The following is a 13179-nucleotide window of genomic DNA, read 5'->3' as shown; positions in this document are numbered from 1 at the left end:
GGGACGGGCTCGGGGCGGGCTCGGGGCGTCGGGGATGTCCGGAACCGTCGTGGTAGTTGACGGATCGCCGGAGTGGGATGGCGGGCCGTTGTCGGTCGGGGTCGCGGGCGTGGATATCGTGGCCGCCGACGCCGCACGGCCGGCTACTCGGCGCGCGGCCTTTCGCCATGTCAGGAGAGAACTGGGTGAAGTCCCGTATGACAGCACTCCGGAGCGCGGTGGCCGTCACGGCGGCCGTGTTCCTGGCGGTGCCCGCCGTCGGCTCCGCCGCGGCCGCGCCCGTCCCTTCAGCGACCGCCGTGCCTTCCACGCCTTCTGCGACCGCCACGCCTGCCACCACCACCACGCCGTCAGCGCCCGCCACGACCACCACGCCTGCCACGACCACCACGCCGTCAGCGCCCGTCACGACCGCCGCGCCCGCCACGACCGCCACGCCTTCCGCGAGTTCGGAGACCAAGGCGGTGACGTACCAGGGCCGTACCTTCCGGGTGCCCGCGGCCTGGCCGGTGGTGGATCTGGGCGTGGATCCGCAGGCGTGTGTCCGGTTCGACCGGCACGCGGTGTACCTCGGGCGCCCGGGTGAACAGCAGGTCTGCCCGCCGCGGTTGGTGGGCCGTACGGAGGCGCTGCTGGTCGAGCCCGCGGCGTCGGCCGTACCGGATCCGGGGGGCTCCAACGGCGTCGCGCACACGATCCGGGCGAGCGACGGTGTCGTCGCGGTGACCGGGACGTACGACACGGACCAGCCGCTCGTGCTGCGGATCATCACCGGCGCCGGGCTCACCCCCGAGCCGACGCGCCAGCCGACGCCGGCGCCCGCGCCCGGCGGGCCCCGGACGACGCCCGTGGCACCGAAGTCCGCCACGGCGTCCGCACCCGCCGCATCCGCACCCGCTGAGTCCGCACCGGCCATGGCGCCGGCTGCCGTGCCCGCGTCGGCGACGAACTACACCGGCAAGGGCTTCGACGCCTGCACCGCGCCCTCCGCCGCCGCGATGAACGCCTGGCTGAGCTCCTCCCCGTACCGGGCCGTCGGCATCTACATCGGCGGTGCCAAGCGGGCCTGCGCCCAACCGAACCTGACGGCCTCCTGGGTCCAGCAGCGGCAGGCGGGCGGCTGGGCCTTCATGCCGCTGTACGTCGGTGTGCAGGCCCCGAGCATCGCCGCCCCCACCACCGAGGGCGCCAACGCGGCCGACGACGCGGTGAGCCAGGCGCAGGCGCTCGGCTTCGGCCCCGGTTCGATCCTCTACTACGACATGGAGGCCTACGTCCCGCAGTACTCGGGCTCGGTGCTCGGCTTCCTCACCGCCTGGACCAACGAGCTGCACGCCTGGGGCTACAACTCCGGTGTGTACAGCAGTTCCTCCTCCGGCATGAAGGACCTGGCCGCCAACGCCGGCAACAGCGCCTACACCATGCCCGACGCCGTCTTCAGCGCCAACTGGAACGGCCGGGAGGACACCAACGACCCCGCCATACCGGCCAGTTACTGGTCCAACCACCAGCGCGCCCACCAGTACGCCTCGCCGCAGGACCCGGAGAGCTGGGGCGGCTACGCGATCGGGATCGACCAGGACTACCTCGACATCCAGCTCACCAGCGCCCCGCCGTCCCAGTCCTCCGGGTTCTTCCTCGGCGTGCGCCAGAGCGCGGGCAACTGGCCCGGCTTCACGCCGCTGACGGGCGGGTCGGGTGTGTTCCGCGGCTCGGAGGCCGCGATCGCCGGGCTGCCGGACGGCTCCTCGCAGGAGCTGGGCATCGGTCTGGACGGTCTGCTCTACCACGGTGTCCGCGCCGCGAACGGCAGCTGGTCCGGCTTCGCCGCGCTGCCGGGGGTCGGCACGCCCACCATGGCCGCCCGCCGGGCCGCCATCGCCGGCCTGCCGGACGGCTCCTCCCAGGTGGTGGCGATCGGCAACGACGGCAACGTCTACCACCAGGCGCGGTTCGCCGACGGCACCTGGTCCGGCTTCGCGCCGCTCCCCGGGGTCGGCACCCCACGCATGGCCGCCGGGGACGTCGCCATCGCCGGCCTGCCCGACGGGTCCTCCCAGGTGCTGGCGATCGGCAACGACGGCAACGTCTACCACGAGGCCCGCTTCACGGACGGCAACTGGTCCGGCTTCGCCCCGCTCCCCGGGGTGAACACCGCGCGCATGGCCGCCGGGCGGGTGGCCATCACGGGCCTGCCGGACGGATCCTCGCAGGTGCTGGCGATCGGCAACGACGGCAACGTCTACCACGAGGCCCGCTTCACCAGCGGCAACTGGTCCGGCTTCGCCCCGCTCCCGGGTGTCGGCACGCCCACCATGGCCGCGCGGACGGTCGGCATCGCCGGCCTGCCGGACGGCTCGACCCAGGTCGCGGTGGTCGGCGGTGACGGCAACGTCTACCACGAGGCCCGCTTCACCAGCGGCAACTGGTCCGGCTTCGCCGCCGTCCAGGGCCCGTACGGCGCGAGCGTCTTCCCGGCCCAGCGCGCCGCCATCGCCGGCCTCCCGGACGGCTCGACCCAGCTCCTGGCCACCCGCAGCTGACCCGGGTACGCCCCGCCGCACGTCAGGCGGGACGGTCTGTGCCTCGGCTCCCCGACCGGGAGCCGAGGCACAGACCCGTGGTTCGCTCATCTGCCGTCCGTCCCGACGCCCTGGCCGGCCCGCCCTCGCGAGCCATACCCCACAGTTCGGCAACGCCTTGGGTAGCGTGACGGGGGTCGAGATTCTCGCCTACGGCGTCCAAACAGACGAACAGCCGCTCCTGGAACAGGCGTTCGCCGGCCGACACTCACTACGCACCCTGGCCGTGTTCCTCGACCGCGACACCGCCCCACTGGCCGCCGGCTACCCCGCCGTCAGCAGCAGCAGCGTCAACGCCGTCCTCGACGCCGAGACCCTCGCCGTCCTCGCCGCCGGCGGCACCCGCGAGTTCGACTTCCGCCTCGACGGCCTGCTCGGCCGGGACGTCCACGGGATGACGGTCGGCGTGATCGGCACCGGCAAGATCGGCGAATGCTTCGCCCGCATCGCGGCCGGCTTCGGCACCGAACTCCTCGGCTGGGACATCTCCCCCGACCCCGCCTGCCTCGCCCTCGGCATGACCTACACCGACCTGCCCGAACTCCTGACCCGCGCCGACCTGGTGAGCCTGCACGTGCCGCTGGTGCCGGCCACCCACCACCTGATCGACGCGGCCGCGCTGGCCCGGATGAAGGACGACGCGATCCTCGTCAACTCCAGCCGCGGCGGCCTCGTGGACAGCGTCGCCCTGGTCGAGACCCTGCGCGCCGGCCGGCTGTCAGGGGTTGGACTGGACGTCTACGAGGAGGAGACCGGCGTCTTCTTCACCGACCGATCGATCCACGGCATCACCGACGACACCCTCGCCCGCCTCGTCACCTTCCCCCAGGTCCTGGTCACCAGCCACCAGGCCTACTTCACCCGCACCGCCGTCGGCCAGATCATCGACGCCACCGCCCGCAACGTCGACGACTTCGCCGCCGGCCGTACCAGCGAGAACACCCTCGTCCCGAAGAGCTGACCCACAAGACGGGGCCCGGTGGTCAGAGCACGGTCGGGCTGCGGCGTTCGACCAGGATGACGTCGCGCCAGCGGCCGTGGTGGCGGGCGATGCGTTCGCGGGTGCCGATGCGGCGGAAGCCGGCGCGGTCGTGGAGGGCGAGGCTGGCGGTGTTCTCGGGGAAGATCCCGGACTGGATGGTCCAGATGCCGGCCGCCTCCGTGGAGGTGATCAGGGCGTCCAGGAGGGCCGCGCCGACGCCTCGGCCGCGGGCGTCGGGGTGGACGTAGACGGAGTGTTCGACGACGCCGGCGTAGGCGCGGCGGGTCGAGACCGGCGCGACCGCGGCCCAGCCGAGCACGCGGCCCGCCCGGTCGAGGGCGACCGGGCGGTGGTCGGGCAGCCGGGCGGCGTCGAACGCCTCCCAGCTGGGCGCGGTGGTCTCGAAGGTCGCGTCGCCGCTGTCGATGCCGAGCTGGTAGACGGCCAGGACCTGCTCGGCGTGTTCGGGCCGCATGCGGCCGATCCGGACCGGCCCGTCGGCGGTCATGCCCGGGCCTCGGGCTGGATGCCGAGGTCGGCGAGCAGGCCGCGGATGCGGGTCTCGATCTCGTCGCGGATCGGGCGGACGGCGTCGACGCCCTGGCCGGCCGGGTCGTCCAGCTTCCAGTCCAGGTATTGCTTGCCGGGGAAGAACGGGCAGGCGTCGCCGCAGCCCATGGTGATCACCACGTCGGAGGCCCGGACGGCTTCGACGGTGAGGACCTTCGGGGTCTCGGCGGAGAGGTCGATGCCGACCTCGGCCATGGCCTCGACCACGGCGGGGTTCACGGTCTCGGCAGGGGCGGACCCGGCGGAGCGGACCTCGACCCGGTCACCGCCGAGGCGGGTGAGGAAGGCGGCGGCCATCTGGGAGCGGCCGGCGTTGTGCACGCAGACGAACAGCACGGACGGGACGGCGGGAGTGCTCACGGAAAGGTCCTTCGGGTTCAGCGGTCGGCGGCGGCCAGGTGGGCGGCCTGCGGGGGTACGACGTCGTCGGCGGCGGGGGTCGGGCGGCCGAACAGGACGGCGACCAGCGCCAGGCCGACGACCAGGCCGACGAGTTGGGCCGCGATGAACGGCAGCACGGAGGCGGGGGCGATGCCGGCGAAGGTGTCGGTGAAGGCCCGCCCGACGGTCACCGCCGGGTTGGCGAAGCTGGTCGAGGAAGTGAACCAGTAGGCGGCGCCGATGTAGGAGGCGACCGCGGCCGGGGCGAAGTGCGCGCGGCCGGCCCGGGCCAGGCCGAGCACCAGCAGGATCAGGCCGGCGGTCGCGACGACCTCGCCCAGCCACAGGTGCGGCGCCCAGCGGTCATGCGTCGACCAGTGGGCGAGCGGTTCGGCGAACATCGCGTCCGCCAGCACGGCTCCGCCGATCGCACCGGCGACCTGGGCCGGGACGTAGGCCACGATCTCCCGCAGCGCAGGCCCGTCCCCGTCGCGGCGGCCGGTCCACCAGGCAGCCAGGGTGACGACCGGGTTGAAGTGGGCGCCGGAGACCGGGCCGAGCAGCAGGATCAGCGTGCCGAGGCCGAACACGGTCGCGAGTGAGTTGGCCAGCAGTTGGACGCCGATGTCCTGGGAGAGCTTGGTGGCCTGGATGCCGGAGCCGACCGCGGTGGCGACCAGCGCGCCGGTCCCGACGAACTCGACGGCCGCGCGGCGGCCCAGCGGGGCGGGCAGGCTCATCTCGCGCCCTCCGGGGTCTGCAGCAGGGAGGACAGACGGGCCAGGGCTGCGGGCAGCACCCAGTAGTAGACCCAGGTCCCGCGCCGCTCGGAGGCGACCAGGCCGGCCTCGCGCAGCACCTTCAGGTGGTGGGAGATGGTGGGCTGGGAGACGTCGAAGGGGCCGGTCAGGTCGCAGACGCAGGCCTCGCCGCCCTCGTGCGAGGCGATCAGCGACAGCAGCCGCAGCCGCACCGGGTCCGACAGGGCCTTGAACATCCTCGCAAGGTCGACGGCCGCCTCTTCGCCGAGCGGCTCGCGGACCATCGGCGAGCAGCAGGCGGCCGCGGCGTCCTGGTCGAGCACCGGCAGTTCCAGATTCGACATACGTCTATGTTGACAGCCATCTAATCCGGTGGCAAGGTCGGCCATATCGACAACTGTCGAATCAAGGAGCAAGGATCCGGATCGGGGAGACCGCCATGTCCCGCGTGCAGCTCGCCCTGCGTGTCGCCGACCTCGAAGGCTCGATCGCCTTCTACTCCAAGCTGTTCGGCACCGAGCCGGCCAAGCGCCGACCCGGCTACGCGAACTTCGCCATCGCCGAGCCGCCGCTCAAGCTCGTCCTCATCGAGGGCGAGCCGGGCGAGGACACCCGCCTGGACCACCTCGGCGTCGAGGTCGAGTCCACCGGGCAGGTCGCCGCCGCAACCACCCGCCTCAAGGACACCGGCCTCGCCACCTTCGAGGAGAACGACACCAGCTGCTGCTATGCCCTCCAGGACAAGGTCTGGGTGCACGGCCCCGGCAAGGAGCCCTGGGAGGTCTATGTCGTCAAGGCCGATGCCGACCGGCTCGGCAGGAGCGCCGCCGCCGGGGGCGACGCCTGCTGCCGCAGTGGCGCGCAGACCTCCGAAGCCGCCGCTGCGACGGCCGGCTGCGCCTGCGGCAGCTGAACGGGGATCGCGGCAGCGAACCGTACGCACTTAGGGCCTGTCCGGCGGATCTTGTCGGATCAGCGCGCGGCTCCCCCAGCCTTCGGCCGGGAGGTACCCCCACTTCGCGCCCGTCTGGGCGTGCGCCCGAATCGCCCTCGTACTGGGTGTACTTGGACGATTCGGGCGTGCGTCCAGGCGGGATGATCCGGCGTCGTGCGCCCGGCAAGATCCGCCGGACAGGCCCTAGGCGGCCGGGCCCGCGCGTCGGGGCGCGCGGGACCGGCCGGGCCTGCCGTGGTGGCCGTTACGGGAGGGTCCAGCGCTGGTTGGCGCCGGCGTTGCAGTCCCAGATCTCCAGCGGGGTGCCGTCGGCGGTGGCGGCGGCGGGGTCGTCGAGGCAGCGGCCGGACTGGGCGCCCTTGAGGGTGCCGTCCGGTTGGGGCGTCCACTGCTGGTTGGTGCCGCCGTTGCAGTCCCACAGTTCGACCGGGGAACCGTTGACCGTGGCCTGGCCGGTCACGTCGAGGCACTTGCCGTTGTGGGTGAGGGTGCCGTTGGACCAGGTCCACACCTGCCCGGGGCTGCCGTCGCAGGCCCAGAGCTGGACGGCGGCGCCGCTGGTGTCGGCGGCGGGGCGGGCGCAGGTGCCGGGCAGGGCCGAGGCGACCGGGCCGGTGTGGGTGGTGGGGGTGCCGGGGGTGAGGGCGAAGTCGTCGAACTGGTCGGTCTGGTAGCCGGTGACGCCGAGGCCGGCCCGCCCGTTGGTGTAGCTCGCGTCGTTCGCGCTGCCCACGGTGGTGCCGTCGATGCTCGCGGTGAGGGTCTGGCCCTCCAGGGTGAACCGGACGGTGTGCCAGCTGCCGGTGCCCGGCGCGGTGGTGGTGCCGCTCGCCAGGGTGGTGAAGTTCCAGCTGGTGTCGCTCTTGTCGATGGACCAGGCGCCGGTGTCGCCGACCCGCAGGTGGTACGCGTTCAGGCCGTTGTTGTTGCGGCCCTGCTGGTTGACCCGGCCGAGGAGTTCGACCGTGCTCGACTGCTCGAAGAGGACGTCGGCGGTGACGGTGTAGTTGGACCAACTGCCGTCGCCCGCCATGGTGTACGGGGCGTTGTAGCGCTCGTCGGTCCAGCGGATCGGCGTGGTCGGGGCCATCTGGCGCAGGCAGGTGCCGGTGCGGCCGCCGCCGCAGGGGACGGTCCGGAAGGCCCCGTTCATGTCGGTGAAGTACTTCGGCGAGGTGGTGGCGGCCGGGGTCTCGAAGCTGTCCGCGTAGGGGAGCGTCATCGGGGCGGCGGCCGGCGGGGTGGCGGTGCCCTTGCCCTGGCCGGTGGTGGTGGTCACGGTGTAGACCCGGCCGGGCTGGAGGGTGAGGGCGTAGCGGCCGTTCGCCGGGGTGACGTCCTGCTGCCGGACGAACCAGTCGGCCGGGTTCGCGGAGCGCAGGTCGGTGGACCAGACGTGGACCTTGCCGGTGGACAGGCCGCCGGTGACGGTGAAGTTCGCGGTCTGGGCGGCGGTGGCGTCCACGGTTTCGAGGACGGTGCTGTAGTCGCGGCCGGTCGTGGTCGAGGTCGTGCTCTGCAGCGTGACGTAGCTGCCGTTGGCGCGGGCGCCGCCGAGGTAGCCGCTCGCCGCGTCGATGTAGCGCCAGCCGGGCTTGGCGAACTGGGTGGTGTGCGCGGTGACCCAGGTCGTCCGGCCGATGCCGTAGTGGCCGGACCAGGGCTGGTTGGCGATCGACATGCCGTCGGTGGAGAAGAAGAGGTCGGGGTAGAGCGCGGCGATGACCGGCCAGTTGAGGAACGAGGTCATCTTCCCGTCGAGGTAGCCGCGGTTGATGCCGCGGGCCACGGCCGGGGCACCGCCGTCGGCGTCCTCGGAGCCGTTCTCGCTGGCCCACAGCGGTTTGCCGAGCGCCTGGGCGGTGGGGGTGCTGGGGCAGTTGGTGTAGGAGCCCAGGTACCCGCAGGGGTAGTGGACGCCGACGATGTCGACGGCGTTGCGGAACGCCGGGTCGGTGGCCATGGCGTCGGCCACGCTCCAGGTGTCGTCGGCGGCGACGACCTTGGTGGCGCCGTGTCCGCGGGCGACGAGGGTGCTCTTGAGGTTCTCGTACCAGGCCTTGTCGAAGCCGCGCTCGTTCCAGCCGCCGAGGTAGGAGATGTCGAGGTGGTGGCGGTCGGCGCAGCCCATCCAGTCCATCAGGTAGTCGACGGTGTCCTGGGACCAGAAGTGGCCGCCGTTGCCGGTGTTGCCGATCCAGCCGGGGGCGCCCCAGGACAGGCCGTAGAACCTGATGGCGGGGTTGCGGGCCTTGGCCTGCTCGGCCAGCCACCACTCGTAGCCCTGGTCGCAGTCGACGGTGCCGCGGGTGTGCTCGATGCTCGGCTCCGCGCCGTCGGTGGAGTTGGTGTCGCCGCCGATCTCCAGTTTCAGCACCTGCAGTGAGGCGCCGTAGCCGGGCTTGAACAGGTAGTCGAGCAACTGGCTGCGCTGGGGCTCGGGGTAGTCCGCCAGCAGGCGGGAGTTGCCGCCGCCGCCGGAGATCGCACCGACGCCGTCGAAGGTGAGGCCCGGCTTGGTGCCGTCGAGGGTGACGGAGGTCTGGACGGCGGCGGCCGCGGGTGGGGCGGCCTGGGCCGCGGGTGGTGCGGCCAGACCGCCCAGCGCGCCCGTGAGGGCGAGTGCGGCGCTCAGGGCGGTGCGCCTGATGGATGGGAGGAGTTGACGGCCCATGGGGTCTCCGGGTGGGGAGGTGGGGTGGGGTGGGGGGAGGGTGTTCCTCGGCCGGGGCGGGGTAACTGACGGGTGCATGTCGTCACGCCGGGGAGGAGACTAGCCCCAATCTTCAACAACAATCAACAACTTCGGACGAAAGACAACGCATTCGCCCACGTTCCCTGCGGTGGCATAACGAGACGGTCTCAATAGCCACTTGGCGTGACGCGCGAGGTTGACCCGCCTCCGGATCGGGGGCTTTCTTGTGATCCACCGCGTTTGATCGCGGTGCTTTCTGATCGATTCTGTTGCTTCCAGCCGGTCAATCCTCCACCCTCAGGAGTCCTACCGTGCACCTCTCCCGCCTCGCCCCCTGCGCCCGCCACCGCCGCACCCGCCTCCCCCGCCGCGCCTCGATCGCCGCCCTGGGCCTGGTCACCTCCGTCGCCCTGACCGCCTGCTCCACCGGGCAGACGTCCTCCAACAGCGCCGACGCCCCGGTCGCGCCGGTCTCCGGCAAGGTCTCGATCACCTACCTGCAGAAGCAGGGTGACCAGCAGTACTTCGTGGACGAGGCCGCGGGCGCCAAGGCCAAGGCAGCCGAACTGGGCGCCGACCTGAAGGTGGTCAACCTCGGCAACGACGCGAACAAGACCGTCGGCGAGGTGCAGGCCGCGATCGCGCAGAAGAGCAACGGCCTGATCATCGTGGTGCCGGACCCGGCGGTCGGCCCGCAGGTGGTCCGGACGGCCCGGGACGCGAAGGCCGCACTGCTCACCTCCGACGACCAGGTCTGCGCGAGCGGACCGGCCCCGGCGCAGTGCGCGGCCACCGACCTGGTGCCCCGGATCGGCTTCTCCGGTCAGCAGATGGGCGGCGAGGTCGGCAAGCGCGCCGCCGAGGAGTTCAAGAAGGCCGGCTGGAACGCCGCCGACACCCGGATCGTCTCCGCCTGGAAGCAGGACGTCACCGTCTGCGGGGACCGCGTGAAGGCCGCCAAGGAGGCCTTCGACCAGGCCGTACCGGGCGTGCAGGTCATCGACGTGGCGACCGACAACACCCCCACCGGCGCGCAGGACAAGGTCGCCGCGACCGTCACCGCCAACCCCGGCGTCAAGCACTGGGTGGCCTGGGGCTGCAACGACGAGAACGTGCAGGGCGCCGTCACCGCCCTGCAGAACGCCGGGATCAGCCCCGACGACATCGACGGCGTCGGTCTGGGCGCCTACCTGGCGTGCAAGGACTGGGCGTCCGGCAAGCCCTCCGGCATGAAGGCCGCCCTGTTCATCAACGGCAAGGACGTCGGCGCCCTGTCGGTGCAGACCATGTACGACAAGCTCAAGAACGGCAAGGACTTCCCGAAGGAGGCCTTCGCCCCGACCACGATGGTCGACGCCGCCACCTGGCAGTCCGCGGGCGTGTCCTGCAGCTGACCGCGGCCTGCAGCCGGCCCTGTGCTGCAGCCGACCGGCCCCGCAGCTGACGCTGCATGAAGACCGTCCGCACCCTGACTGCCAACGAGGCCCCGATGACCCCACCTGAACCTGAACCCCTGATCCCGTCCCAACCCCCGCCCCTCCCAACCTCGGAGGGCTCCGCAGGCCTGAGCGCCGAAGGCGTGTCCAAGCGCTTCGGCACCGTCCAGGCCCTCACGGACGTCACGCTCACCTTCCCGCCCGGCCAGGTCACCGCCCTGATGGGCGAGAACGGTGCCGGCAAGTCCACCCTGCTGCGCATCCTCACCGGCGACCACCGCCCCACCGGCGGACGCGTCCTGCTCGACGGCCGCCCCCTCGACCTGCACTCCCCGCAGGACGCCCGCCGCGCCGGGATCCGGATCATCCCGCAGGAACCGGAGATCATCCCGCACGTCCCGGTCGCCGAGAACGTCTACGCCGGCTCGCTGCCCCGCCGGGCCGGCCGCCGCCTGGACCGCGCCGAACTGCGCCGCCGGATCACCGCCGACCTGGCGCGCCTCGGCTTCGACAAGGTCCTCGACCCCGACCTGCTCGGCTCCGAACTCACTGCCGCCCAGCGCCAGTTGGTCGAGATCATGCGGGCCCTGACCGGCACCGTCCCGGCCCGCGCGATCGCCTTCGACGAGCCCACCTCCTCGCTCTCCGAGCACGAGGTCGAGGCCCTGTTCGCCCTGATCGGGCGGCTGCGCGACGAGGGCATCGCGGTCGTCTACGTCTCCCACCGGATGAAGGAGATCTTCCGGCTCGCCGACCGCATCGCCGTGCTGCGCGACGGCCGGGTCGCCGGGGTGGTCCAGGCCGGCGCCACCGACGAGAGCGAGCTCGTACGGCTCATGGTCGGCCGCGACCTGTCCACGCTCTTCGTCCGCCGGCAGGTCGCCACCGACCGGGTCGTCCTGGACGTGCAGGGCCTCACCACCGACGACGTGCGCGACATCAGCCTGCAGGTCCGAGCCGGCGAGGTCGTCGCCCTGGCCGGCCTGATCGGCGCCGGACGCTCCGAACTCGCCCTCGCCCTCGCCGGCGACACCCCGATCCGCTCCGGCACCGTCACGCTCAACGGCCGGGTCCTCCGGCTGACGGACCCCCGCGCCGCCATCGCCGCCGGCATCGGCCTCGCCCCCGAGGAACGCAAGGCCCAGGCACTGTTCCTGCAGCGCACCATCCGCGACAACACCTCGCTGGTCAGCCTGCGCCGGCTCAGCCGCCGACGGTTCGTCAGGCGCCGCCAGGAGAAGGCCCTCGTCCAGGAGTACGCCGACCGGCTACGGGTGCGCGCCCCCTCCATCGAGGCGGAGGTCCGCACCCTCTCCGGCGGCAACCAGCAGAAGGTCGTCCTCGCCCGCTGGCTCGCCCGCCGGCCCGAGCTGCTGATCCTCGACGAACCCACCCGCGGCGTCGACATCGGCGCCAAGGCCGAGATCTACCAGATCATCGCCGACCTCGCCCGCGAGGGCACCGCCGTCCTGGTCGTCTCCTCCGAACTGCCCGAAGTCCTCGGCCTCGCCGACCGGATCGTGGTCATGCAGAACGGCCGCACCACCGGCGAACTCACCCGCGACGAGGCGACGGAGGAGGCCGTCCTCGCCCTCGCCATGGCCGACGATCTCGCCGCCCCCAGCCCCGCTGGCGCTGCCGCCACCCACCTCGCGAAGACCGCCCCCGCCCGGACCGGAGAGACCCGATGACCACCGCCACTCCCCCGACCGCCCCGCTACCGGACGGCGGAGCCCTGCCCGTCCGGCCCGGTGGCCCGCGCGCCCTGCTCGCCGCGATCGGCGGGCAGAACCTCAGCCTGATCTGCGCCCTCGTCGCCGTCGTCGCCCTCTTCGGCACGCTCAACCCCAACTTCGTCGGCTGGGACAACGTCCAGGTCATCGCCGAGGCCGCCACCATCTCCGGCCTGCTGGCCGTCGTCCAGACCGTCGTGATCATCTGCGGCGGCCTCGACATCTCGGTCGGCTCCCAGGCCGGGCTCGCCTCCGTCACCAGCGCCATGGTCTTCACCTCCACCGGCGCCGACCCCTACCTCGGCATCGGCGCCGCACTCGCCATCGGCGCCGGCATCGGCCTGTTCAACGGCGTCGTCATCATCCACGGCCGGGTCAACCCGACCATCGCCACCCTCGCCGGACTGGCCGCCTACAAGGGCGTGGCCCAACTCGTCTCCGACGGCCGCGCCCAGGGCTACGTCCTCAACGACCCGGTCTTCGTCTTCCTCAGCCGCGGCAAGATCGCCGGCCTGCCCACCATGGTCTGGCTGCTGATCCTCACCGCCGCCGCCGTGCACGCCCTGCTCACCTACACCGACATCGGCCGCAACATCTACGCCATCGGCGGCAACGACACCGCCGCCCGCCTGGCCGGCATCAACCTCAACAAGTACCTGATCGCCGCCTACGCCCTCTCCGGCACCGTCGCCGCCCTCGCCGGCGTCCTGCTCACCGCCCGCACCGGCTCCGGCCAGCCGGTCTCCGGCAGCGAAGGCCTGGAGCTCCAGTCCATCACCGCCGCGGCCCTCGGCGGCTGCGCCCTCAAGGGCGGCAAGGGCAGCATCGGCGGCACGCTGCTCGCCGTCGCGCTCCTCGGCGCGCTGCAGAACGGCCTCACCGTCCAGGGCATCAACGCCTTCTGGCAGAACGTCGCCCAGGGCACCCTGCTGGTCGCCGCCGTCGTCATCCAGCAGCGCCGCAACCGCGAGCGGGCGGTCGGCCTCCCCGCCTGACCCGCAGACCGCCGTACGGCGGGGCCCTGGGATACTCATGTGTCCGTCCATCCGTCCATCCATCCGTCCATCCACGACCGTGGCGGCGT

11 protein-coding genes are annotated in these 13179 nt (G+C 72.5%); 6 read left to right on the top strand and 5 right to left on the bottom strand.

Going from position 1 to position 13179, the window contains the following annotated elements:
• The first annotated feature begins 197 nt into the window (after positions 1–197).
• Both BX285_RS34215 and BX285_RS34210 read left to right on the top strand, forming a co-directional pair.
• Positions 198–2543 (top strand): glycoside hydrolase domain-containing protein, encoded by a 2346-nt coding sequence (locus tag BX285_RS34215; RefSeq protein ID WP_147465285.1) that lies wholly within the window; start codon positions 198–200, stop codon positions 2541–2543.
• Positions 2544–2700: 157 nt separating this feature from the next.
• On the top strand, positions 2701–3543 hold the full coding sequence (locus BX285_RS34210) for an NAD(P)-dependent oxidoreductase (protein ID WP_183107333.1): 843 nt from the start codon (positions 2701–2703) through the stop codon (positions 3541–3543).
• A 22-nt stretch (positions 3544–3565) separates the two neighbouring features.
• On the opposite strand, the gene BX285_RS34205 is transcribed toward BX285_RS34210, so the two are convergent.
• Genes BX285_RS34205 through BX285_RS34190 form a run of 4 tightly spaced genes read right to left on the bottom strand, consistent with a single transcriptional unit; the run spans position 3566 to position 5620 of the window.
• Positions 3566–4072: a GNAT family N-acetyltransferase gene (locus tag BX285_RS34205; RefSeq protein WP_121179437.1), complete on the bottom strand. Its 507-nt coding sequence runs from the start codon at positions 4070–4072 to the stop codon at positions 3566–3568.
• Positions 4069–4494: an arsenate reductase ArsC gene (locus BX285_RS34200; RefSeq protein ID WP_121179436.1), complete on the bottom strand. Its 426-nt coding sequence runs from the start codon at positions 4492–4494 to the stop codon at positions 4069–4071. The genes BX285_RS34205 and BX285_RS34200 overlap by 4 nt, the downstream gene beginning before the upstream one ends.
• A 17-nt stretch (positions 4495–4511) precedes the next feature.
• A complete protein-coding gene (locus BX285_RS34195; protein ID WP_121179435.1) occupies positions 4512–5255 on the bottom strand; it encodes an aquaporin in 744 nt (247 codons plus the stop codon).
• Complete coding sequence (locus BX285_RS34190; protein ID WP_097241018.1) at positions 5252–5620, bottom strand: helix-turn-helix transcriptional regulator; 369 nt, start codon at positions 5618–5620, stop codon at positions 5252–5254. The genes BX285_RS34195 and BX285_RS34190 overlap by 4 nt, the downstream gene beginning before the upstream one ends.
• A 95-nt stretch (positions 5621–5715) precedes the next feature.
• Between BX285_RS34190 and BX285_RS34185 the strand changes: the two genes are divergently transcribed.
• On the top strand, positions 5716–6189 hold the full coding sequence (locus BX285_RS34185; protein WP_121179434.1) for an ArsI/CadI family heavy metal resistance metalloenzyme: 474 nt from the start codon (positions 5716–5718) through the stop codon (positions 6187–6189).
• Positions 6190–6475: 286 nt separating this feature from the next.
• Here BX285_RS34185 and BX285_RS34180 read toward each other — a convergent pair whose 3' ends face one another.
• Entirely contained in the window at positions 6476–8905 is a 2430-nt protein-coding gene (locus BX285_RS34180) for a ricin-type beta-trefoil lectin domain protein (protein WP_121179433.1), read from the bottom strand.
• Positions 8906–9237: 332 nt separating this feature from the next.
• Here BX285_RS34180 and BX285_RS34170 point away from each other — a divergent pair, with 332 nt between their 5' ends.
• From BX285_RS34170 to BX285_RS34160, 3 genes are all read left to right on the top strand, one after another.
• Positions 9238–10320 (top strand): substrate-binding domain-containing protein, encoded by a 1083-nt coding sequence (locus tag BX285_RS34170; RefSeq protein ID WP_220784020.1) that lies wholly within the window; start codon positions 9238–9240, stop codon positions 10318–10320.
• 185 nt (positions 10321–10505) lie between these two features.
• Entirely contained in the window at positions 10506–12053 is a 1548-nt protein-coding gene (locus BX285_RS34165) for a sugar ABC transporter ATP-binding protein (RefSeq protein ID WP_257033225.1), read from the top strand.
• A complete protein-coding gene (locus BX285_RS34160) occupies positions 12050–13090 on the top strand; it encodes an ABC transporter permease (protein WP_097241021.1) in 1041 nt (346 codons plus the stop codon). The genes BX285_RS34165 and BX285_RS34160 overlap by 4 nt, the downstream gene beginning before the upstream one ends.
• The last annotated feature ends 89 nt before the right edge of the window (positions 13091–13179 follow it).

It is taken from the genome of Streptomyces sp. 1114.5, from assembly GCF_003635085.1.
Classification (GTDB): domain Bacteria; phylum Actinomycetota; class Actinomycetes; order Streptomycetales; family Streptomycetaceae; genus Kitasatospora.
Note: the sequence above shows the minus strand (reverse complement) of the source record. Positions and strands in the feature narration are given on the sequence as shown.